The organism is Nonomuraea sp. NPDC001636, from assembly GCF_040298265.1.
In the GTDB taxonomy this organism is placed as follows: domain Bacteria; phylum Actinomycetota; class Actinomycetes; order Streptosporangiales; family Streptosporangiaceae; genus Nonomuraea.
This window is the reverse complement of the sequence record NZ_JBEOZT010000019.1, coordinates 16,452-39,069: the sequence shown is the minus strand read 5'-3', so window position 1 is coordinate 39,069 and position 22,618 is coordinate 16,452. Positions and strand designations below refer to the sequence as shown.

Sequence of the window (22,618 nt, the reverse complement as noted above, 5' to 3'; positions counted from 1 at the left end):
TCCGCTCGACGGTGAGAGGCGCACAGCCTGGGGCCGTCGACAAACGGTGACATTCGGCGGACGACGCGCTCATATTTGGCGCCAATGGTGGTTCGTCATGGACGAACCACGCACCATCCCTCCCCGGCCCCGAGACAGGCTGTACGCCGCGGCCACGCTGGTGCTCGCCGTGCTGCTGCTGCCGCCGGCCTTCGTGCGCCATCCCGGCCGCGCCCGCGAACTGGCCTGCCGCTGGGCGTTGCGGATGCGATTCCCCGCCGAGAACCTCGCCGGGCTCACCGACGGCGCCCTGGCGGCGTTCACCGCGGCGCGCACCGAGGCGCTGTGGCGTCACGGCCAGCTCATCGGCGTCACCTCCGGATACCGCGACCCCGTCGTCCAGCAGCGGATGTTCGACGACGAGGTGCGCCGCTCCGGCTCTCCGTCCGTGGCCCGCATGCTCGTGCTGCCACCGGACGAGTCCAGCCACGTCAAGGGCATCGCCCTGGACGTGCGCCCGCACGAAGGCGCTCGCTGGCTGGAGGAGCACGGCGCCCGCTACGACCTCTACCGCCTGTACGACAACGAATGGTGGCATTTCGAGCACCGCCCGGACAGGCGGGGCATACCGCCGCGACGGCTCCCCCACCCCGGCGTGCACCACCTCTTCGAGAAGGGGTAGCGATCCATGTCCGGTTCTCTGGGGCGGCGGCTGCGCGCGGCGCGCGAGATGGCGTTCGTCGGGCGGGAGGAGGAGCTCGCGGTCTTCAGCACGGCGCTGTACAGCGGCGCCCGCAGCGTCCTGTACGTGCACGGTCCGGGCGGCATCGGGAAGTCGGCCCTGCTGCGGCGCTTCGCCGACGAGGCCGAGACGGCGGGGCGGCCCGTGTCCATGCTGGACGAGCGCCTGATGGACCCGGCGGCCTGCCAGGACGACGCGGTGCTGCTGTTCGACGGTTTCGACCGCGTGCAGAGCCTGGAGGGGTGGCTGCGCGACCGGTTCCTGCCGCGGGTGCCCGCGGGGGCGCTGGCGGTGATCGCGGGACGGAACCCGCCGGATGTGCGCTGGCAGGCGGATCCGGCATGGGCGGGGTCGCTGGAGGTGCTGCCGCTGCGCGATCTGCGGGCCGCGGACGCGCACACCCTGCTGGACGCCGCCGGCGTGCCGGCCGAGGTGCGCGAGCCGCTGCTCGCCTTCGCCGGCGGTCACCCGCTGGCGCTGCTCCTGGGGGCGGCCGTGGCGGCGAAGGACGGCGGGCGCTGGAGGCCTGATCAGGACCTGGTGGCCGAGTTGCTGGATCAGCTGGTGGGCGAGCTGCCCTCGGCCGCGCACCGGCGTGCCCTGGAGATCTGCGCGCACGCGTACACGACGACGGAGGACCTGCTGCGGGCGGCCTTCCCCGAGGACGCGGGGACGCTGTTCCGCTGGCTGCGGCGGTTGCCGTTCGTCCAATCGAGCGGTCTCGGGCTGTTCCCGCACGGCGTGGTCCGGCGGCTGCTGGAGGCGGACCTGCGCTGGCGGGACCCCGAGGCGTACACGGTGATGCACGAGCGCGTGCATGCGCACGTGGCGGACAGGGTGCGTACGGCCGGCGAAGCGGACGTGCCCGGCGCGGTGGCGGCACTGCTCCATCTCCACCACGGGCCGCCTGCCGGCGACGGCGAGTTCCAGGAAGAGGCCCTGCCACAGGCGGAGGCCGGCATCCTGGTACAGGAGGCGGCATTCTGGGTGGAGCGTCAGCCGGAAGCGTTCCGCCTCTATCGAAGCGCCGAGACGGGCGAGCCGGTGGCTCTCTCCGCGTGGCTGCGGTTGACGGAGCTCGACGAGGAGGAGCCGGCGGCCGATCCCGTCGTGGCCGCGGCGTGGGCGCACGCGCGCGCCACCACCCCGCTGCGCGCCGGTGAGCACCTGGCGGTCAGCAGGCAGTGGGTGCTTCCGCCGTACCGCGGTAACTCGCTGTTGCTGGAGCTGATCCGGTGGCGAGCGCTCGGCAACTGTCTGCGGGCCGAACGGCTGGCCTGGTCGTACATCGAAGCACGCATGGAGCGGTATCACGGGATGCGTGAGATCTCCGGCGGCCTGTTCGTTCATGACTGGCGGGCGGTGCCCGCGCAGGCGTGGCTGGAGCAGATGGTCAAGAGGCCCGCGAGCGGCCCTGGCGCCGCGACGGCGAGACTGGCGGTGCTGTCCAGGGAGGAGTTCGCCGACGCGGTCCGCGCAGCGTTGCGCAGGTTGCCGCGGCCGGACGAGCTGGCCACCTCCCCCCTGACGCGCACCAGGCTGGTCGCCGATGAGCAGAATCCCGCCACGGCACTGGGTGACCTGCTGCGCCAGGCGATCGGCGACCTGAGCGAGGACCCGCGCTCGGTCAAGTTCCACCGGGCGCTGTCCGTCACGTTCCTCTGCGGTACGCCCACGCAGGAGCTGGCCGCGGAACGGCTCGGCATCCCCTTCACCACCTACCGCCGCCACCTGGCGGCCGGCATCGAACGGGTCCGCGCCGACCTTTGGCACCGCGAGCTGTACGGCACCAGCCGTACGTGAATCACTCGGCGAGGGCGAAACCGACCGCCGCCTCGGCGTGCAGCCGGGCGCTCGGCAGCACAGGGATCGGGCTGTGCTTCTCACTGATCAGCAGCTCGATCTCCGTGCAGCCGAGAACGACGCCCTCCGCGCCGTCGTCGGCGAGGTCCTGGATGATCCGCACGTAGGCGTCCCTGGAGGCTTCCCTGATCACCCCGCGCACCAGCTCGTCGAAGATCACGTCGTGCACCAGCTTCCGCTGTTCGCGACGCGGGACGACCACCTCGACGCCGTGGGCGGCCAGCCGATCCAGGTAGAAGGGCTCCTCCATGGTGAACCTGGTGCCGAGCAGGCCGACCTTGCGCATGCCCCTGGCGCGGATCTCGGCGGCCACGGTGTCGGCGATGTGCAGCACCGGCACGCCCACGGCCCGCTCCACGTCGTCGCTCACCCGGCTGAAGGTGTTGCTGCAGACGAGCAGGACGTCGGCGCCGGAATCCTCCAGTCGCCTGCCCGCACCGGTCAGCAACGTGCTCACCTCGTCCCAGCGGTCGGCGAAGATGAGGTCCTCGACCGTCGTGTAGTCGACCGACCAGATGAGGCTGTTGGCGGAATGGCTGCCGCCGAGGTGCTCGCGGATGCGCTGGTTGATGATCTGGTAGTAGATCACCGTCGATTCCCAGCTCAACCCGCCGATCAGACCGATGGTGCGCATGGAACTCCGTTTCGCCGGCTCGTCGCCGGAAGGCTTGACAGGGGGGCTGGTCATTCGGCGGAACAGAAGGTGTTCAGGCGTCGGCCAGCGCGCGGGCGCAGGCGCCGAGCCCGATCTCGCTTGATGCCTTGACGAACACCACGTCGCCCGGTTCGAGCAGCGAGCCGGCCAGCTCGGTGGCGCCGGACACGTCCTCGACCGCGTGGACGGCCACGCCCCGGTTCGCGGACTCCGCCGCCCACGCCATCGCGAGCGGATCCCCCTCCCCTACCGCGATCAGCACGTCGAAGCGGAGGTCGGCGACGAGCCGGCCGATCTCGGCGTGCCGGGCGCGCGAGGTGTCCGCCTGCTGCCCCATCGCGCCGAGCACGGCGACGGTACGGCGGGCGCCCGCCATCGCCCGCACCGCCCGCAGCCCGGCCTTCATGGACTCGGGGCTGGCGTTGTAGGCGTCGTTGACGATGGTGATGCCGTCACGTCGTTCGACGATCTCCAGCCGGCCCGCGGAGCGCCGGCGGGCGGCGTTCAGTCCCTCGGCGATCTCGGCGGCGCCCAGGCCGAGCGCGGTGGCCACGGCGGCGGCGGCCAGCGCGTTGCCCACCTGATGCTCGCCTATGAGGTCGAGCGTGACCGGGGCGCTGCCGTCCGGCGTCACCAGCTTGAACGCGGGCCGCGCGCGGTCGTCCATCCGCACGCCCTCCGCCCGCACCCGTGCCCCCGCCGCCGCGCCGTACAGCAGGACCTTGGCCCTGGTACGGCCGGCCATCCCGACGACGTACGGGTCGTCGGCGTTGAGCAGCGCGAACCCGTCCGCCGGAAGCGCCTCGACCAGCTCGCCCTTGGCCTCGGCTATGTCGGCCGGTCCGGATCCCATGCGCTCCACGTGCGCGCTGCCGACATTGAGCACCAGCCCAAGCTGCGGTGGCGCGAGTCCGGTCAGGTACGCCAGGTCGCCCTTCCTGCTCGCCCCCATCTCCAGCACCAGGTACCGGGTGGCGGCATCGGCGCGCAGCACGGTGAGCGGCAGGCCGAGCTCGTTGTTGAACGACCTGTCCGTGGCGACCGTCTCGGCGTGCCGTTCGAGCACCTGCGCCAGCAGGTCCTTGGTGGTGGTCTTGCCCACGGAGCCGGTCAGGCCGATCACGGTCGGGCTGATGCGTCCGAGCAGGGCCTTGGCCAGCACGCCGAGCGCGAGCTGTACGTCGTCGACCACGAGGGCGGGCACGCCGACGGGCCGCGAGGCCAGCACGGCGACGGCGCCGCCCGCGACGGCACGGCCCGCGTAGTCGTGGCCGTCGACGCGGGCGCCGACCGTCGCGGCGAACAGGCCGCCGGGCACCACCTCGCGCGAATCGACTGCCGCGGGTGCCGTCACCAGCGCGCGCGGATCGCGCACGTCGTGCAGGCTCGCGCCGACCACCTGCGCGATCCGCTCCAGCGTCATGGCGATCACTTGCCGCTCCTGACGGTCACTTGCCTGCTTCTGCCGCTCCGGGCGAACGCGAGGTCGATGAGGCGGCGCAGCAGATCCGGGTACGGGACACCGCTCTCGGCCCAGGCCCTGGCGTAGACGGAACGGGCCGTGAAGCCGGGCATGGTGTTGATCTCCAGCACGTACAGGCGTCCCGACTCCTCCTCGTAGAGGAAGTCGACCCTGGCCAGGCCGTAACCGCCGATCGCCTGGAAGGCGCGCAGCGACATCTCGCGCACGTCCTCGGCCACGCGTTCAGGCAGGACGGCGGGGATCGTGGCGATCTCGGCATTGCTGAGGTACTTGGCCTCGTAGTCGAGCCAGTCGCCCGGCACGAGGAGCTCGCCGGGCAGCGACGCCTCCGGGAGGTCATGACCGCCGAGCACGCCGCAGACGAGCTCGCGCGCGGCCACCTCCTGCTCGACGATGACCACCCGGCCGTGGGTCAGCGCCAGCTTCACACCCGCGCGCAGCTCCTCCATCGTGGTGACACGCGAGATGCCGATGGAGGAGCCCAGACCGGACGGTTTCACGTACATCGGCCAGTCGAGCGACTTCACCAGCCCCCAGGAGTCGATGGTGGCGCGCCATTCGTGCTCGGTGAACCACACACCCGGGGTGACGGGAATGCCCTCCGCCAGGAACGCGCGGCGCATCGCGACCTTGTCCATCGCCACGGCGGAGGCCAGGACGCCGCAACCCACGTACGGGATGCCCAGCGTCTCCAGGTGCCCCTGGACGACGCCGTCCTCGCCGAACGGTCCGTGCAGCACCGGGAAGACCACGTCCACCTGATCGCGTCGCAGCTCCACCGGCCACCTGCCCTGGCGGTCGATGATGACGGGCACGGGCTCGTACAGCTCCTTCGGCAGGGCGTCGAGCACGGCGTGTGCCGACAGCAGCGACACCTCGTGCTCGGCGGACGGCCCGCCGGCCAGCACCGCCACGCGTACGCGTTCTGTCACTTTCGATCAGCCTTCCTAGGTGGGACGGTCGCAGGACCTGCCCGCCGAGTGTCGGCATTTCACCTGACCAGTTTCCAGGCCATTCACTGTCCGATTTCCGGCTGTGGGCGCATGAGTGGGCCGAAGATGTCCACACCGATCTCCCAGGCTTGGCGCTGGGCGAGCAGCCGTCCTGCCGCCTGCGGGTGCGCCTGGCTCCACGCCTGTGCCGCCGCGCTGTCGGCGAAGAAGTTGACGTGGCCGCAGCGCACCTCCGCGGCGGGTCTTGGACCAGCCTTCTCCGGCAATGGGTCAGGATGTCGCAGGCGGCCATCGCCCGCTGCAACAGGTCGGCATCGAACCCGTGCCCGCGCATGTGGTCGAAGAGGGGGACGTATCGATCGCCGCCTCATGGTCGTCACGCGCTGAGCAAGATGACGCGCGTGTAGGGGTGCCGTCGGAATACGGCAGAAACGGGCCATGCGAGCACATCGCCGCAGGCAGTAGAGAAGCCTCGCGGCGGTCAGACGGCTCGCACCGGGACCCCGATTCCCGTCATTGGAGGGATCATGGACGCGTGAGGGCGGAGATGCTTGCGAATCTGTCGGCGGCCGATCCGGGTATGCGGGCCGAGGCGCTGCGGTGGTTCACGGCGCACGGGGACTCCGGCGACGCGGCGGTCGTGGCACCTCTCGTGCGGGATCCGGGCGAGTTCGATGATCGGGATCATGACGATCCACCCGAGTCGGCTCGCACGCCCGTCCGGATGGTCGCCCTCGAAGCGCTCGCCCGGCTGCGGGCGCCGGGGATGTTCACCGGGGTGTTCGACGACGCGCTTCAGGACGGCGATCTCCGGGTTCGGGTGCGGGCCGCGCTGGGAGCCTCGGCCGGGGCGCTGCTGGCGCGGCTCGCCGTTGAGCGCGATCGGGGGGTGCGGTACCGGATCGCGGTCGGGCTGCTCGCTGGTGACGTCGGCCGCGACCAGGCGGTTGCGGCCCTCGAACGGCTGCGCGGCGGCGACGATCCGGCAGCGGTCGCCGCCGCCTCCGTCCTCGGCGCGGTGGCGTGCCTCCCCCACCGGCGGCGGGACGACGGGTAGCGATGCCGCCGCTTCGATGATCGGGGACGATACGCCCACAGTGACCGGGCAGGACCGTGTCCATTCGGGTCTGCCGCATTCCGGCGGCACCTCAGAAGATCTTGGCCCGGTCGCCGGGGTCGATGAGCGGCGTGGCGGTGAAGGAGACCCGCGCGACAACTGTGACAGGCCGGCGGGGAACCCCCTTCCTCGCCTTCGGGGTCGGGATCGGGAACCGCGATCGAGTCCTCCAGCCTCGGAGGCCGCGCACCGGTCGTGCCGGAATTCACGGGAAACGCGACTTGACCTTGACCCTAAGGTCAAGGGTGACGCTGGTGGCATGACGAACTCGAACGCTGCCCACCTGGGCTGGAAGGGCCTGTTGCCGGTGGAGGACACCGCACTGGCCGTGACCGACACCGGCGGGTCAGGCATCCCCGTGGTCTACCTGAACGGTTCCTACGCGAGCCAGCGGCACTGGCGGCCCGTCATCAACGCCCTGGGGCCGGGGTGGCGGCACATCACCTACGACGAGCGGGCTCGCGGCAGATCGAAGAAGTCGGCGGACTACTCCTTCGAGGCCTGCGTCCGGGATCTCGACGCCGTCCTGAAAGCCAGGCGGGTGGAGCGACCGCTCCTGGTGGGCTGGTCCTACGGCGCCTTGCTCGGGGTCCACTGGGCCGCCCGGCATCCGGGCCGCGTCGCCGGCGTGGTCGGGGTCGACGGCCCCTTCCCGTCCGGATGGACCGACGAGGCCGGCCACGAACGCATCCGGCGGCTGTTCCACAAGGCCCGATGGGCGTTGCCGATGGCGCGCCTCATCGGCAACGCCGCGCGGATGAGTGCCGCACAGCATGCCGAGATCAACATCGAGGCCCACATCCTGCACGCCGCCCTCGAACCGGTCCTCGACAGCCTGACGGTCCCGGTCCGGTATGTGGTCGGCTCGGGAGAGGCCCTGGGAAGCAGGAATGACGAGCAGGAGCAGATGCGCACTACTCTCAACCCTGTGCTCGCCCGCAACCCGAACCTCACGATAAGCGCGAAGGTCACCGGCAACCACGGCACGATCGTGCGCAAGGATTTCCGCGCCATCGCCGAGGCCACACGCGAGCTCGCCGCCCTCACCCGCGAAAGTCGCTGACGACCATGACCAGCGGCGTCACGATCGGCCAGGCGGCGGCCTTCGCCGGCGTCACGATCAAGACCGTCCGCCACTACCACCGGCTCGGCCTGGTCGACGAACCGCGCCGGGACGCTTCCGGCTATCGCCGCTACGGGTCGTCCGACCTGCTGCGGCTGGTCCAGGCCCGGACACTGGCCGAGTCCGGCGTACCGCTGTCCGAGATCGCCGCCCTGCTCGATGCCGATCCGGAGCGGTTCGCCGTCCGCCTGGCCGAGGTCAAACGGCGGCTGACCGAGCGGATCGAGGAGCTGATCGCGCGCGGCGACTCGCTGGACCGGCTCGCCAACAGTGACCGGGCCCTGTTGCCCGACCGGGCCTGCGCGCTGCTGGAGCGGGCCGCCGACCTCGGCTTCACCCCGGATGAGGTGGCGGCCTACCGCGAGGGCATGGTGCTGGCCAGGGCCCTGGTCCCCGACGGCTTCGACGACTATCTCACCAAGGCCGAGCACGTCCTCGACGACACTCGGTTCGTCGCCTTGACCAAGGAATGCTGGGCCGCCAAGGACCTGGCGCCCGACGACCCCCGCATCGAGGAACTCGCGACCGCCGTGGCCGACCGCTTCCTCGCCAACCCCGCACTGCTCGCGATCTCGAGCGGCCTCCAGGCCCGCACTGACGTCACCCGATACGGCCTGCTCAACCATCACGGCGAAGACCAGGGGTCGGCCATGACCCGGCTGACCACGCTGGTCGAGGCGAAACTGCGGTCCGCCGGCGTAGACATCCCCCACCAATAGACGCGGCTCACCGTCCACAGTCCCGACGCGGTGAGCCGACCACCACACGGTGGCCGGTCGGCTGACGGTCCGCAGCCGCGTGCCTCGCGGCGAGGGCTGGGCGCTGCACCAGCTCCGCCACTCAGCACTGCAGTACCTGGCCGAAGCAGGCCGCACGGCGGCCGCTTCGCCGCCGGCCGGAGGTGCACAGGCCACCGGGAGGCTCCGGACGGCTGACCCCAGCACGCCCCGCTGCGTTCGGCGGGTCCGCGACTGGGCCGGCGTTGGCGACGTCGACCAGCTTGGTCGGCAAGTGGACGCACGCCGTCAACGTCGGCGCCGCCGACTTGCTGGCCATCCATGGCGAGTTGCCTTGCAGCTCCAGGTTGAATTCGTATCTCTTCAGCCGGTAGAGGCGCAGGGATCGCTGCGGGAGGAAGCCGAGCATGCGGATGAGTGTCGAGAGGATCACCGTAGGGAAGGCGCTTGTGGAACAGGCGATACAGCGCCCATTGCCACAGCGGCGGGCGCTCCCGCAGGCGCAGTGCGATACCGCCCCGTACGACGTCGAGCGAGTCGCCCCGCGTCTCGAGATCGGAGCGGGTAGGCCCGCGCGAGAAGCCGGCAGCGGCGTTCGTAGCCATCCATGATCACGTCCCGGGCTGGAGTCGTGCGCCGAGGCGGCGAGGCGGGCCAGGCGGGCGACCCGCGAAGTGCTCATACCTTCCCTCCAGTGGATCCGGTGCCCGAGCCGGGATGTAGGCGAAGCCGTAGCTTTTCCGATCCATCGTGTGCTCGGTGACCATGAACCTCGCTTTCCCGGGGATCTTCTCCACGGCGGTCCTCGCCAGGGCCAGGCTGGGCCTGGCAGACCTGGCTGCGGCATCTTGTCGGACGCGAAGGGCAGACACCTCACCCTCCCGGTTCGCCGTTCGGATCATGGAATCCCATGAGCTCCATCTCGACCGCGCACGTGCCAGGACGAACCAGATTCGGAAACCCTTGAAACGGCCCAATTCCGCCCGATCTTGATGATCAAGCGGGATCCCGTCAAGTTCAGTCCAGCCGTTTCAAGAACGCCTCTGGTGGGGTGTTCACGAATAGGGCCGGCCTGGGGCGGAAGAGAGGTTGAGAAGATCGCTTCCCCAGAAGAGAATGATCGCTTCCCGCGTACGCAGCCCAGGCGCTGACCGGTTCAGGGGTCAGCGGGTCGCGTCGGGCGCTCCCCTCCAGGTCGAGCTGGGCGACGTCGTGGGCGACAACGACGTCCTACACGCCGGCACCGGGATCGGCGACGAGGTCGAGTCGCCGCTATGTGTCCCTCTTGACGAAGGAGATCACAGCGGTGGCGAGCGCGAGTACCAGCCACCCGGTGAGGATGCCCGCGCCCTGGACGGGTGTGAGGTCCTTCTGTAGCGCCGGTCCGATCTCGTACATGCGCATCCCGGCGCGGCTGGGCAGGTAGGCCGCCAACGTGGTGTGGCCCGTCAGAAGAGGCGGCACGACCAGTACGAGCGCCAGCATGGTGACCAGAGCTGCGATGAGGTCTCGGACCAGGGCGGCGACGGCGTAGCCGAGCAGGCCGATCAGCACAAGGTAGGCACCGGCCCCGGCCAGTACGCCGAGGCGCCCCCCGGCCCAGCTCATGCCCGGCGTGAGCCGGGCCGCCAGAAGGGATACGCCGATGGTCAGCAGCGCGGTCAGCGACGCGGCCACCACGTAGGCGATCGTCTTCCCCGCCATGAGCAGCGTACGGCCCGGGACGGCGGCGAGGCTCGTGCGGATCTGGCTGCCGCCGTACTCGGTGGCGACAGCCAGGATTCCGAGCAGGATGAACCCGACCTGCCCATACTCGAGGACGCCAAGCGCGGCCTCGGCCGCCGAGGGGGAGCCGCCGAGCCGTTCCCGCCCCGCGGCGAAGACGATCGCGAGCATGGCCGTGCCGGTCACGGTCGTGACGGTGGTGATCAGCGTTGCGGGCAGGGTGCGGAGCTTGACGAGCTCCGCCGCCACGATGTTCCGGAAATCGTTGGTCATGTCAGGCGTCCCGCCGGACGAACACGCGAGCGGCGACGGCGAGCAGCCCAGCGGCCCAGGCGGTCATGACGAGGCCGCCAGGCAACGGATCGAGCATGCCTTCCCTGGGCATGAAGACCCCGATCATGGCGGCCCCTGCCACGTCGGGCAGGTAGTTCGCCAGCGGGGTGAGTCTGGTCAGCAGGAAGGTGACCGACACCAGCGTGGTGTTGGCGATGAACGCGATCAGCGGCACGATGCCGCTGCGGGTCATGACGGTGACAGCAAAGGCGATCACCGCGATGAGCACCCAGTATGCGACGCCCCCTGCTGCCCGCCGGCCGAGGGCTGTCAGCACCTCACCTGGAGGGTTGCCATGCGCGCCGAGCAGGACCTGTGACAGCGCGATGGTGACGGAGATCGTGACGGCGGAGAGCGCGCCGGTGACGAGGATCAGCACGATCGTCTTGGCCGCGAGCAACATGCCGCGCCGCGGCGTGCAGGTGAGGCTGGTCAGGATCTGCCGACCGCCACCGGCGTCCTTGCTGTTGGGCGCGTACTCGCTGCTGACGATGACGACGCCGAGCACGATCGCGCCGACGATACCCACCGGGATGAGGTTGAAGCCGACCTCCATCGTGGAGGTGTGAGTCAGCGCGGTGGGGTCGCCGAGGTCGAGCTTGTTCCGCATGGAGTTGGCGGACATGGCGGCGAAGCCGAGCGTGGACAGTGCGCTGAGGGCGAGGGCGAGCAGGGCCGAGGGCAGGGCGAGCAGCTTCCTGAGTTCGGCGGCGATGGCGTTCCTCAAGGTCACGATCTGCTCCGTGCGTCACGCGAGGGGTGGCCGGGATTCGTCAGGGCGAAGAACGCCTCCTCCAGTGAGGCGTGCCCGGCGGTGACCTCGGCGAGCGGGCCTGTGGTGACGATCCTGCCCCCGCTGATCACCACCAGGTCGTCGGCGGTCTCCGCCATCTCGCTCATCAGATGGCTGGAGACCAGCACGGTGCGCCCTGCCTTCGCGTACTCCTTCAGCAGCCGCCTGATCCAGCGGATGCCGTCCGGGTCGAGGCCGTTGACCGGCTCGTCGAGAATGAGCACCTCCGGCTCGCCGAGCAGGGCCGCCGCCACCCCGAGCCGCTGCCCCATGCCGAGCGAGAACGTGCCGACGCGCTTGCCCGCGACGTCCGCCAGCCCGGTCTCCTCCAGCACCTCGCCCACCCGTGACTTCGGGATGCCGTTGCTGCGCGCCACCCATGACAGGTGAGCACGCGCGGTCCTGGACCGGTGGGCGCCGCTCCCCTCGAGCAGCGACCCGACCGTGCGCAGCGGGTCGCGGAGTTTCCGGTACGGCCTGCCGCCGATCAACGCGGCCCCGGAGTCGGCGCGGTCCAGGCCGAGCAGGATGCGCAGCGTGGACGATTTCCCGGCGCCGTTCGGGCCGAGGAACCCGGTCACGCGGCCCGGGGCGGCCGTGAAGTGGGCGTCGTCCACAACGAGCTTCGCCGCGCGGCGTTTGCTGAGTCCAACTATCTCGATCACGGTCTCCAGCGTTCCAAGCACGCCGTGCCGGGCGCATCGGCCAAAGGTTGACACCAGGCCGTCAGCCGAGACCGTCCACGTAGCCGGACTCGTAAGCAAGGATGACGAGCTGGGTTCGGTCCCGTACGCCGAGCTTGAGAAACAACCGGCTCATATAGGTCTTTACCGTGGCCCTGCTGAGAAAGAGTGCCGCGGCGATCTCCTCGTTCGACATGCCCTGGACGATGGCCGCCACGACGTCCCGCTCGCGCTCGGTCAGCACGTCGAACGGGGACGGGCCCGGCCGCGGCCGGCTCCTGCCCTGGGAATAGTCCGCGATCAGGCGCCTGGTCACCTCGGGGGCGAGCATGGCGTTGCCGTCGTGGAGGGTGAGGATCGCCCGCAGGATGTCCTCTGGGACGGCGTTCTTCAGGAGAAACCCCGAGGCGCCCGCGCGCAGCGCCTCGTAGACGTACTCGTCGAGGTCGAACGTCGTCAGGACTACGACCTTGGCGGCCGGCTGCCGCTCGCAGATGATGCGGGTCGCCGTGAGGCCGTCCATGACGGGCATGCGGATGTCCATGAGGACCACGTCGGGAAGGAGCCGCTCTGCCGCGTCGACCGCCTCCTGTCCGTCGCGCGCCTCACCTGCGGTGACCAACCGTGGGTCGCTGTCCACGAGCTCATGCAGCGAGGCCCGCAACAGGTCCTCGTCCTCGGCGATCAGCACCCCGATGCGCCCAGCCGCATGCTCACTCATGTGCCATCGCCTCTGGCAACGGGATGGTCGCACGCACCTCGAACCCGCCGCCGGGGCGCGGCCCGGCGGCGAAGCCGCCGCCGAGCAGTTCCACCCGCTCCCGCAGGCCGACCAGTCCATACCCTGGCTCGCCGTGAGGCGTCCGCGGCCCTGCACCGTCGTCGGCGACGGTGACCAGGACGTCGCCGCCCCGACCGCACATCGTCACGGCGCAGTGCGCTCCAGAAGCGTGCCGAACGGCGTTCGTCAGCCCTTCCTGCACGACGCGGTACACGGCCAAGCCGATACTCGGCGACACGGTGTCGACACCCGTCACCGTCATGCTCACCCTGACACCCCCGCCTCTCGCACGCTCGGCCAGGTCCAGCAGATCCCCGATGCCCGGCTGGGGCCGGCGCTCGGCGCCTTCCTCTCCGACACGGACGAATGTCAGCGTGGTACGCAGCTCATCCAGCGCCTGCCGGCTGACCACCTCGATCCGCTCCAGCCTGTCCCGCAGCCGGCCGGGGTCATCGGCGCCCACCCGAGCCGCCACCCCCGCCGTCACCGCGATCGTGCCCAGCGAGTGGGAGACGACGTCGTGCAACTCCCGCACCACGCGCAGCCGCTCGGCCGCCACCGCCGCCTGCGACTCCGCCCGCGTCGCGTGCTCGGCTTCCAGCACCGCCCGCCGCGTCGTGCCGCCCAGCAGCCATGACCCGGCCAGTGCGAGCAGGCTCAGCATGATGAACCGCAGCACGCCGCTCGCGCCGTCGGCGGTGCCGAACAAGGCGATCGCGATCACAACCAGGCCCGCCGCCGCCTTGACGATGGACAGCGACCTCGGAGTACCCCACGTCACCGCCACGGGATAAAGCGTCCACGCAACGGCGACGAACGGATCGGCGGCCAACCCCAGAGCCAGCCCGGTGACGGTCACCACGGTGACGACGCCGACCGCGACAAGCGGCAACAGCGACCGCAGTAGCATGCCGCCGAAGAACAGCACGACCAGCCCGCCCGACACGTACGGGCCGGGCCGGCCGTCCAGAGGCAGCCAGAAGGCCAGGACGCATACGCATGCCGCACCGGCATCCAACCCGACGGAGCCTAACCTGCTGCGCGACGTCGACGGACGCTCGGCCATTCACTCAGCCTAGTCCCAGCGCCAGGACGCTCGACCACCTCGTCACCGACCACTTCCTCGACCAGCGGCGCCACACCCACCAAGCCCCAGAAGAGCCCGGCACATCCGCCGACATCCCCGAGATCCCAGCAGAGCGCCTCGACCACTCGCCGCTCAGGGGCCGCAGCAGGCCACCACCTGCCCCATGACCCGCACTTCAGATCACCGTGTCGCACCATCAACTTCAGTCCAGCCGTTTCGAGAACGGCCCACGACGGAGGCTCAGGGATTCTGCTCATCCTTGAACACGATGTACATCGCCTCCTCCGGACCAAGGATCAAGAGCCTGCGCCCATGGCCGTACCGGTAGACCTCGTCTGTCGCATCCCGCCAGAAGCGGCCGTCCTCGTCGGCATCGGCCCACACCCGTAAACGGCGTTCCGGACCGCCCACGCGGCGGATGGGGCGGTCGAGAAGCTCGTTCAGGAGATACGGCACCAGCTCTGCCGCCTCCGCGCCAACTGCTTCCTGCAGGCAGGCGGCACGGAAGGACTGCAGTTCCCGGAAGAACTCCGTCGTGTCCAGAGGCTGGAGCCCGGCGCCGACCTCCCCTCCCCACCATGCCCGGCCGTCGTCCGGGTCGCCCAGTTCGAGCGGATCACGCTCCTCCGTCAGATTGTCCGGATCCTCGAAATACGCCTGCGGATCGTCAGGGACGGGCAGCTCGTCGAGCAGGTAATCGTCGAGATACCGTCGGCTCCACGCGCTACTTCTCCACCACGTCCTGATGGCGTCCACTCCAGCTGAGGACGGCAGCCCATGCCGCACCCATTCGATCTTGAACGGGCCGTAGCCGAAGAAGTCCAGCGGGGCGCGAAGAGCAGTTCCCGCGCAGATGGCCCGCAGCCTCGCCTCGGTGAGCGCGTGACTCCGCTCCCCCGGCCGGGCTCCGCTGTCGCACCAATGCCCCGCGAAGGAACAAGCCGGGTCACGGTCGAGTCCGCGATCGTCCACGCGCACGACACTGAGGCGCATCAGGCCGGAGGAGGACAGAAGCACAACATGCGTTTCCCCCTGGACGTCGCCACCGGCCGGGTCGGCGACCCTCACCAGCGCCGCCTCCTCGGCCCAGTCTTCGATCGACGCCCGAAGAGCGGCGGACATCAGTTCGACGCGCCGTGACGCCGGCGTGCCGAACAGGGCGCGCTCCACGGCCGTAGCCACCCCGGGGAGAGGGATCGGTTCGCAGGAGAGCGGCTCGCGCACCGGCCCATAGGGCGACAAGGCCGGAAACACCCCGGCGTTCACGAGGGAGGCGGTCTCCGGCCCGGCGGGGGCCTGCGTCACTTCACGAACATCGACGAGGAGGCGAATGCCGACCGCTTCCTTGTCAGGGGTGTCCTCCTGCAGCCACTCATTCAGCAGATGCGCACATGCCGCCACCTGCATCTGCGCGTGCCAGATAGGCGAGTCCCGGCCGTCTTCGCATGTGTGCCCCAGAAACTGGCAGATCGTAAAATCCACGAAAGCCTCTCAGTTCGCATGACTTACTTGAGACCGCACGCCCGCGCCGTGCGCCTTCCGCGCCTCGGCTGCTCTCACCAACGCCTTCGCGCGCCGCTCCCCCGCATCAGTCACCACCGGCAGGGCCATCAGGCACCTCTCCCCCCAGGGGGTCGGCTGGTCAGTGGCTAGCGTCAGAGATCACGACAGGGTGACCGTCGATCATCATGCCGCACAGGGTCAACGCATGTGACACCAAACCCGGTTCACCGGTCCGCTCCTACTGACAGGCCATGATCAGGTAACCGCTGTCCGTGTGCTGATCAATCAGTACGACCCGGCGTCCTGCTCCCGAGCGTGCCCCCACCCGTCAAGTAGACCGATCGTTACAGGTCAGCAGAGACCGAGTTTTCGGCACCGGATGTTAGCGCTGGGATGCGCTCGAATCCGCGTGGAGAGCGTCTCGGATGCGCTGACCTGCGACTCAGTCATTCCGGAACCGGACAGAATAGGCGTTCCGTCCGATCAGTGCTACCTGACGGCTGGGGACAACTTCGGGAGAAGGACGCCTGGACCAAGACCTTCACCGAGCCGCGTCCCTGCGCCGCGATCGTCGCCCGCCTCACCTACAACGCCGCCATCATCGACACCGCCACTCGCTCCTACCGGCTCACTCAGAGCGAGGCCCAGCACTCCCCCCACAGCTGACGGCGGTCAACCCGTTGTCCGGTGCGTGAGTGCCTGATTCACCTCTTCAGCTCGCCGCCCAGCGCGACTGGCAAGATCAGCTTGTGATTCGATCGGCGACTTTGAGCAAGATCGAAGTTTCAGACTGGCGGGCTGTCCATTCCTGGGCTTCTCTCGCCGAGGTCTGCAGGGGTTCGGGGACGGCAGTCCCCGAACCCACAGACGGACTGAACCCTCGAACCGGGATCTCGCCCAGGTGGGGCCAGAACTCGTGCGTGATCAAGGCGGTCCAAGATCGCTGCCGCCCTGCGGGGAGGGTTATCCGACCGCGTAGGCGTGGTGGATGGTCTGGCTGACGGTGTTGCCCGCGGTGTCGGTCGACGTGGCGCGCAGGGACACGAAGCCCGCCGTGCGCGGGTTGGTCATCCGCGCCGTCCAGTCCGAGCCCTTGGCTCTGACCCGGATGTCGCGCCAGGTCGCTCCGTCATCGACGGACATCTGCAGGTGGATGGACTTCACGGCCGCCGCGGGAGCGCCGGGATTGCGTTCGATCCAGATCGGCAGCCGGGTGGACGATCCGGGCTTGGCGCGGTTGTACTCGTCCAGCCCCTCCGGGGCGAAGCGAATCGCCGCCAGGGCGAGCGCTTCCCGCTTGGCGGTGCTCGCCGAGCGGAACGTCCACGTCGATTCCACTTTCGTGGACAGCGTGGAGTGCGGCACCTGTCGGCGGGCCGTCGCGCTGAGCGTGTACCTGGCGGGCTCCGCCGGGAGACCGGTGCTCAGCCGGCAGGAATCGGCCTCCCACAGCCCGCACCTGGTGTAGTCGATCGTGGAGATGACCTGATCACCCTTGGCGAGGCTGATGGTGCCGGTGGCGGCGCCGTCCATGCCGACCCGGCCGGGCACGCCCTCGGAGAACAGCCGGGCGCCGTCGAACGTCACGGTGTTCCCCTCCCGCCAGGCGCCCGAGGTGGCGAAGGACGGGCCGCTGACCGCGACGCCCCACGTCTGCCGATCGCGGCCGTCGCCGGTGGGTCCCGTGGCCCCCGTGACCGCGGATTCGCCGACGCGCAGCGCGCTGGACCACTTGTGCCCTCGCGTCCGGTATTCCGTGAGCTTGCCCGGCAGAGGCACATCGTTCGTGGGGGTCAGGAATCCGTCAGAAACGCCTTCGATGGCGTTCGCCACGAAGTAGGTGCCCTTCGCGGCCGTTCCGGCACCGCGGAAGGTGGTGGTCACCTTGTCGAGGTCCTTCACCCTGGCCGCGTACGTGGGGTCTTCGGGCACGCCGTCATGGCGTTCGTCCACCAGGTCGTAGCGGACGGGGGTGGGAGAGGCGTCCTTCTTGTGGAAATGCATTCTGGTGACGTACTTCAGTCCAGGCTGCTTGGAGCCGAGCACGAAGTACACGGCGCTGGGGTCGGGCCTGCCTCCGGCCCAGCCGAGGTACCACGAACCATTGATCACCCACATCTCGGTCCACCCGCTGATGACAGCCGTGGGCTCGTCCAGGGTGAATCTGATCGGTTTGGCCTGGCGCGTGTCCAGGACGATCTCCGTGCCCTGTTCGCCGACCTTGACCGGCAAGTGCGTGGTCGTGATGCGCGTGCCTTCGTAGATGTCCACGTACAGGCTCCACTCGCCGGCGGGGAGCCGGTAGGTGTCCGGCGCGCCGCGAAGGACCATCCGGAGACTCTCGCCTTTGCCGTTGTAGAACTCCCCGACCGCGTCGACGGGCTGGCCGTCGGTACCCAGTGCGCTGATCTTCACGTCGTAGGCTTCCGGCTCCACGTACGCGGTGGCGACGGTACGGACGAGAAGGTCACCCGATCGGGCCGTGATGGTGCCCGGATGATCGCCGGGCTCCTTGCCGGTCCCGTCGATCGTCACGGTGACCGATGCCGTGCCCTTGACGGGCACCTCGACCCGCTGTGCCGAGGTGCGCAGCACGTCGCCGTCCACGGTGAGGTCCAGCGTGACCGCAGAGTCGCCGGCGTTGGTGTACGTGATCTCCTTGGTCGCCTGCCGTTCGCCGGATCTGCCCCAGCGGAGGACCGTGCCGATGTTCGCGGGACTGGCATACACCTGCTGACCGACCGCGCGAACCAGGTCGACGCGCCCGGCGCCCTGGTCGAAGTGCGTGGCGCCGGCCTGCGGCGCGGCGCTACCGATGAGCGCGGCCTTGAGCTGCTCGCCGCTCCAGTCCGGGTGCTGCTGGGCGAGGATCGCCGCCGCACCCGCGACGTGCGGCGCCGCCATGGAGGTGCCGCTGTGGGCGACGTACGGGCCGTCTGCCGTGCCCTGCGCGGCCGCCGCCATGATGTCGACGCCGGGTGCGGTCACGTCGGGCTTGATCGCGTGATCGCCATTTCTCGGGCCGCGGCTGGAGAATTCGGCCATCTTGTCGGACTTGTCGACCGCGCCGACCGTCAACGCCGCATCGGCGCTGCCCGGGCTGCTGACCGAGCCGGGTGCTCCGTCGTTGCCCGCCGCGATGACGAACAGCGCTCCCGTACGCGCTGACAGGGTGTTGACGGCCTGCTCGATCGGGTCGATGCCAGGTGTGTCCGGGCCGCCGATGCTCATGTTGATGATCTTTGCTTTGACCTCGACAGCGGCCCATTCCATGCCTGCCAGCATCGCCGATTCGCTGATGTTCTCTCCGCCGACCTTGCCAAGCGCGATCTTCGCGCCCGGCGCGACACCCCGATACTTCTCTCCGGCGCCCGCCACGATGGAGGCGACATGGGTGCCATGCCCCACGTTATCGGTGATGTCTGGTTCGTCGGAGAAGTTCCGCGACTGCGTGACCACGTCCTTGAGATCGGGGTGGGTGGCGTCGTAACCGGAGTCGAGCACGGCGACCGTGACACCGGATCCGGTCAGCCCCTGTTGCCACGCCTGCGGAGCCCCGATCTGCTTGACGCTCTGGTCAAGGGTGATGGGCCGCTTCCCGTCCAGCCAGATCTTCGACTTGCCGGCGGCCAGTGATCGGGCGCCACCGACCAGGCTCTGCCAGGTCTGGCCCGCCGTCGCCTTGGACACGCTCGTGCCGGCCAGCCCCAGCCCGGCGAACTCCTTCGCCTTGCGCGTTCCGCTGAGCGCCGGTGCCGCCGTCCCTTCGGCGGACTGGACGATCAGCGGTATGTCCGCCTTGTAGGCGTCGCCGTACCGCCAGGTGAGCAGCTGCGTGACGTCGAACAAGCGCTCGTCCAGCAGGCCCTGGGCCAGCAGCCGTTTGGCGTCCTCTGGAATGACGTGAAGGTGGCCCTGACGGCGCTGGACGTCGAAGCGATGATTTCTGCCCGGACCAGGCTCGATCCGGTAGCCGTTCGCTGTGACAGTCACCCGGTCGCCGGTCAGCAGCGTCACTGAGCCCGACACCCCGGTCACGGGAGATGCCGCCTCGGCTGCCTGCGCGGCACTCGTGGTACCGCCTGCGATGAGCGATCCCGCCACGATCACGGCGAGGGTTGCGTGGGTTAATTTCATCTGCTCTCTCGTTGTCGATGTGCGGAGAGTTGACATCAGCTCTCGACGCCGAGGCGCGAGATCACCATGTGCTGGGAAGGCGATCACCGCCGGTTGGCGTCGGGGCAACGGCCGGATCAGGAGAGTCCGCGATCATCACCACCGCCCTCGCTCACGGAAGCCCTCCGATGGGGCAGCGCGGGCAAGGGGCGCCCAGGCCGGCCCGGGAGATCCGAACGCGTCGTGCGTCACTCGTTGCGAGAGGTGCCGCTCACCCCCACGAGCGGCACCCCGGGAGCGCTGCGTCAGACGAGCTTGCCGTAGATCCGGGACGGCGCCGCCTGGGCCGCGCCTTCCCTGCCGAACTCCTGGTAGACCCGCGACGTGATCTCCACAGCCTTGGGCAAGTAGGCGGGGTAGAAGGCCTTTCCGCACTCCAGGTCCCTCAGCGCCGCCTTGATCTCCTTGTCCAGGTACGGCCTGGCCTGCGCGGGCTTCAGGTTCGGCCGGAAGATGACGGTCTTGCCCTCGGCCTCCTTGGGTAGTTCGCCCTTCCACGTCTTCTTGGCGACGTCCGAAGCCTGCCGCACGATCTTCGTGTGGCTCAGACCGTCCAGCGCTGTCGGCCTGGTCTCGCCGACCCCCAGGCACGTGGCGAACTGCTTGCCCAGCTGGACGAGCTGCTTGTCCTGGTCGAGGACGCTCAGCGACTTGTCCACCGCCGCTTCGAGCTGGTCGTAGTAGTCCTCCTGGGAGGTGACGGTCTTGCCCAGCACCTCCTTGACCGCCTGGGAGAAGCAGGCGTCGTCGGCGGCGCGCCACTTCTTCAGCCGGCCGGCCGCGAGCGACATCAGCATCTTGTTGTTCGGGTCCTCGTGCTGGACGGGGTTGACGACCTTGTCCTTGGGATAGACGTTCGGGGACCAGACGCCGAAGCCGTACTTGGCCCGGTACTCCCGCAGCGCCTCCAGGTCACCCGCGAGCCGCTCCTGCTCCCCGGGCTGCCACGTGTACCGAGGCTCCGGGGAGGCCACGTAGTCCAGGCCCCGCTCCATCATGCAGGCGACGCGCTTGGCCTCCAGTTGTGTCTGCTTCTCGTACGCGGCGGCGTCCCCCGACGGCGGCGAGGTGAGGCCGCCGAATGAACCGGCGAGCAGGGTGACCGCGACGGCCTTGGCGATGAACATGCAGGTTCTCCTCTTTCCTTGAGGGCATGCCGGATCGATCTGAGGGCATGCGAAACAGAACTCACGGCCCGAAAGGCCGGATCAGGTGGGGAAAGGTCTCAGCAGGGGATCTTCATGCGGGACGCCTTCGGCGACACCTCGGGCAGGCCGGGGGCGAGATCGGCGGCGAGCACCGCGGTGCCGGTCACCATGCCCTTCTTCTCGATGTACTCGCCCTTGGGCAGCTTCACCCTCCTGCCCTTGGTGACCACCGTGCGCTCGCCCAGGTAGTGATAGGTCTGCCGGTCGAAGATCAGCTCGGACCGGGTGCCGTTGCCCTCGTCCATGGCGACGGCCAGCCCGGGGCGGCCGGAGACGTCCGCCGCGTCACCGATGAGCACGATGCCGTCCAGCCCGGCGGCCACCTGGTAGAGCGCGGCGCCCAGGCTGGGCCGTACCACGGACTCGCGGATCAGGCCCTGGAGGGAGGACCAGATGCGCAGCGGCTCCTCGCCCGTGTCGGCCACGATCTTCGCGCGCACCTGGGCGGGGTCCGTCGGCCAGGTGCGCAGCCGGGCGTAGGCCGGTTGGCCAGGGCAGCCCGACGACTCGGAGAGGATGTCCTCGACGCCGTGGTCCCAGAAACGCCGAGGCGCCGGTCCCGTGGCTGACAGGCTCTGCTTGCGGCTCAGCCAGGGCTTACCCACGTCGGCGGCCTCCCAGCGCTCCTCGTTGACCATCACCTTGGTGTACTGCATGGCGCCCGCCTCGTCCCTGGTGTACAGGCTGTGCTGGGCCAGCGTCTTGGTGTGCACGTACTGGCCGCGGGCCGGCACCATGTCGGGCCGGTCGGCAGCGGCCCGCGCGGCCAGGGTGAGCAGCGCCTTGGCGTCGGCCGGAGGGGCAGCGATCAGGTACCCGGGGGTACGCGAGTCGGAGCCGCCCAGACTCACCTGGCTGACGATGATTGCGCCGGTGAGCATCACCGCCATGGCGCCGACCAGGGCGACGCGCCGGATCGGCAGCGCGGTGGGCCACCAGCGGCGCGGACGGTCCAACCGTGACGCCTGTGCCTGGCGGGTCAGGCGGAGGAGGCGGTCACGCCCCCTCGCTGCCGCCTCCGGCGTCGGCTCGGGCTCCGCGAACACGGCCTCGATCAGCTTCAACTCGTCCATCACCACTCCCCGATCGGGTTGACGTCGCCCAGGGCCTTGCGCAGCTTCTTGCGCGCCCTGTTGAACCGGGACCCGACGGTCCCCACCGGTACGTCCAGGGCGGCGGCGATCTCCTCGTAGCCCAGCCCGCCGAACACGAGCAGGAACACCACGTCGCGATCGCCCTTCGACAGGCCCTTCAGCCCCCGTACGAGCTCCGGCCGGCTGGCCTGCGCCGCGAGCTGCGAGGTCACTCGGTCCTCGTGCCCGTCACCGGAGTCCTCAGCCGCGATCTTGCTGAGCGCGTTCAGGCGGCGGCCCTCCCTGCGGCGGTGCCGGGCCACGACATTCGTGGCGATGCCGAACAGCCACGACCGCACGGTGCCCCGCTGCGGATCGAAGCCGCACCTGCCGTCGAACGCGAGCAGGAAGGCCTCCGCGACCAGGTCCTCGGCCTGCTCGCCGCCGAGCCGGGCGGCCAGGTAGCGGTAGATCTCCTGGAAGTACCGGTCGTACAGGAGGGCGAAAAGCTCGGGATTGTCCATCGACCGCTCGACCATGGTGACGTCTTCCAGCACATCGTTGGCGTCAGGTGGTGCAGCCATGGCGTCCTTCCGAAGGCGAC

The 22,618-nt window shown here is 69.7% G+C and carries 21 protein-coding genes; 6 read left to right on the top strand and 15 right to left on the bottom strand.

Going from position 1 to position 22,618, the window contains the following annotated elements:
• Nucleotides 1-97 precede the first annotated feature (97 nt).
• Nucleotides 98-661 carry a D,D-peptidase/D,D-carboxypeptidase VanY-N gene (vanY-N, locus tag ABT158_RS30805; RefSeq protein ID WP_352359315.1) on the top strand — a complete coding sequence of 188 codons (564 nt, stop codon included), beginning with the start codon at nt 98-100 and terminating at the stop codon, nt 659-661.
• A 6-nt stretch (nt 662-667) separates the two neighbouring features.
• Entirely contained in the window at nt 668-2,524 is a 1,857-nt protein-coding gene (locus ABT158_RS30800) for an ATP-binding protein (RefSeq protein WP_352359314.1), read from the top strand.
• A gap of 1 nt (nt 2,525) precedes the next feature.
• Here the strand turns inward: ABT158_RS30800 and ABT158_RS30795 are convergent, their stop codons facing one another.
• The 4 genes from ABT158_RS30795 to merB all read right to left on the bottom strand — a co-directional run bounded on the left by ABT158_RS30795 (nt 2,526) and on the right by merB (nt 5,941).
• On the bottom strand, nt 2,526-3,218 hold the full coding sequence (locus ABT158_RS30795; protein WP_352359312.1) for an aspartate/glutamate racemase family protein: 693 nt from the start codon (nt 3,216-3,218) through the stop codon (nt 2,526-2,528).
• A gap of 73 nt (nt 3,219-3,291) precedes the next feature.
• The gene (locus tag ABT158_RS30790; protein WP_352359632.1) at nt 3,292-4,662 is read right to left on the bottom strand and encodes a UDP-N-acetylmuramoyl-tripeptide--D-alanyl-D-alanine ligase; all 1,371 of its coding nucleotides are present in this window, start codon (nt 4,660-4,662) and stop codon (nt 3,292-3,294) included.
• 5 nt (nt 4,663-4,667) lie between these two features.
• Complete coding sequence (locus tag ABT158_RS30785; RefSeq protein ID WP_352359310.1) at nt 4,668-5,654, bottom strand: D-alanine--D-alanine ligase family protein; 987 nt, start codon at nt 5,652-5,654, stop codon at nt 4,668-4,670.
• An 83-nt stretch (nt 5,655-5,737) separates the two neighbouring features.
• Nucleotides 5,738-5,941, bottom strand: a complete 204-nt coding sequence (merB, locus tag ABT158_RS30780) for an organomercurial lyase (RefSeq protein WP_352359308.1) — start codon at nt 5,939-5,941, stop codon at nt 5,738-5,740.
• A 281-nt stretch (nt 5,942-6,222) separates the two neighbouring features.
• Here merB and ABT158_RS30775 point away from each other — a divergent pair, with 281 nt between their 5' ends.
• The 3 genes from ABT158_RS30775 to ABT158_RS30765 all read left to right on the top strand — a co-directional run bounded on the left by ABT158_RS30775 (nt 6,223) and on the right by ABT158_RS30765 (nt 8,634).
• A complete protein-coding gene (locus ABT158_RS30775) occupies nt 6,223-6,732 on the top strand; it encodes a hypothetical protein (protein ID WP_352359306.1) in 510 nt (169 codons plus the stop codon).
• Nucleotides 6,733-7,051: 319 nt separating this feature from the next.
• Nucleotides 7,052-7,855 carry an alpha/beta fold hydrolase gene (locus tag ABT158_RS30770; protein ID WP_352359304.1) on the top strand — a complete coding sequence of 268 codons (804 nt, stop codon included), beginning with the start codon at nt 7,052-7,054 and terminating at the stop codon, nt 7,853-7,855.
• Between the two features lie 5 nt (nt 7,856-7,860).
• The gene (locus ABT158_RS30765) at nt 7,861-8,634 is read left to right on the top strand and encodes a MerR family transcriptional regulator (RefSeq protein ID WP_352359302.1); all 774 of its coding nucleotides are present in this window, start codon (nt 7,861-7,863) and stop codon (nt 8,632-8,634) included.
• Nucleotides 8,635-8,755: 121 nt separating this feature from the next.
• On the opposite strand, the gene ABT158_RS30760 is transcribed toward ABT158_RS30765, so the two are convergent.
• From ABT158_RS30760 to ABT158_RS30730, 7 genes are all read right to left on the bottom strand, one after another.
• Complete coding sequence (locus tag ABT158_RS30760) at nt 8,756-9,061, bottom strand: hypothetical protein (protein WP_352359300.1); 306 nt, start codon at nt 9,059-9,061, stop codon at nt 8,756-8,758.
• A gap of 863 nt (nt 9,062-9,924) precedes the next feature.
• Complete coding sequence (locus tag ABT158_RS30755) at nt 9,925-10,650, bottom strand: ABC transporter permease (protein WP_352359298.1); 726 nt, start codon at nt 10,648-10,650, stop codon at nt 9,925-9,927.
• Nucleotide 10,651: 1 nt separating this feature from the next.
• Entirely contained in the window at nt 10,652-11,443 is a 792-nt protein-coding gene (locus tag ABT158_RS30750; RefSeq protein WP_352359296.1) for an ABC transporter permease, read from the bottom strand.
• A complete protein-coding gene (locus tag ABT158_RS30745; RefSeq protein WP_352359294.1) occupies nt 11,440-12,168 on the bottom strand; it encodes an ABC transporter ATP-binding protein in 729 nt (242 codons plus the stop codon). Before ABT158_RS30745 ends, ABT158_RS30750 begins: the two co-directional genes overlap by 4 nt.
• A 61-nt stretch (nt 12,169-12,229) precedes the next feature.
• A complete protein-coding gene (locus tag ABT158_RS30740) occupies nt 12,230-12,877 on the bottom strand; it encodes a response regulator transcription factor (protein ID WP_502911582.1) in 648 nt (215 codons plus the stop codon).
• A 22-nt stretch (nt 12,878-12,899) separates the two neighbouring features.
• Entirely contained in the window at nt 12,900-14,033 is a 1,134-nt protein-coding gene (locus ABT158_RS30735; protein WP_352359290.1) for a sensor histidine kinase, read from the bottom strand.
• A 261-nt stretch (nt 14,034-14,294) separates the two neighbouring features.
• A complete protein-coding gene (locus ABT158_RS30730) occupies nt 14,295-15,536 on the bottom strand; it encodes a hypothetical protein (protein ID WP_352359288.1) in 1,242 nt (413 codons plus the stop codon).
• Nucleotides 15,537-16,043: 507 nt separating this feature from the next.
• Between ABT158_RS30730 and ABT158_RS30725 the strand changes: the two genes are divergently transcribed.
• Entirely contained in the window at nt 16,044-16,223 is a 180-nt protein-coding gene (locus tag ABT158_RS30725; RefSeq protein WP_352359286.1) for a hypothetical protein, read from the top strand.
• A gap of 297 nt (nt 16,224-16,520) precedes the next feature.
• On the opposite strand, the gene ABT158_RS30720 is transcribed toward ABT158_RS30725, so the two are convergent.
• The 4 genes from ABT158_RS30720 to ABT158_RS30705 form a co-directional block, all read right to left on the bottom strand.
• Nucleotides 16,521-19,574, bottom strand: a complete 3,054-nt coding sequence (locus ABT158_RS30720; protein ID WP_352359284.1) for a S8 family serine peptidase — start codon at nt 19,572-19,574, stop codon at nt 16,521-16,523.
• 404 nt (nt 19,575-19,978) lie between these two features.
• A complete protein-coding gene (locus ABT158_RS30715; protein ID WP_352359282.1) occupies nt 19,979-20,860 on the bottom strand; it encodes a hypothetical protein in 882 nt (293 codons plus the stop codon).
• Nucleotides 20,861-20,958: 98 nt separating this feature from the next.
• A complete protein-coding gene (locus tag ABT158_RS30710; RefSeq protein ID WP_352359280.1) occupies nt 20,959-22,014 on the bottom strand; it encodes a CU044_5270 family protein in 1,056 nt (351 codons plus the stop codon).
• The gene (locus ABT158_RS30705) at nt 22,014-22,598 is read right to left on the bottom strand and encodes an RNA polymerase sigma factor (protein WP_352359278.1); all 585 of its coding nucleotides are present in this window, start codon (nt 22,596-22,598) and stop codon (nt 22,014-22,016) included. Before ABT158_RS30705 ends, ABT158_RS30710 begins: the two co-directional genes overlap by 1 nt.
• Nucleotides 22,599-22,618: the final 20 nt, after the last annotated feature.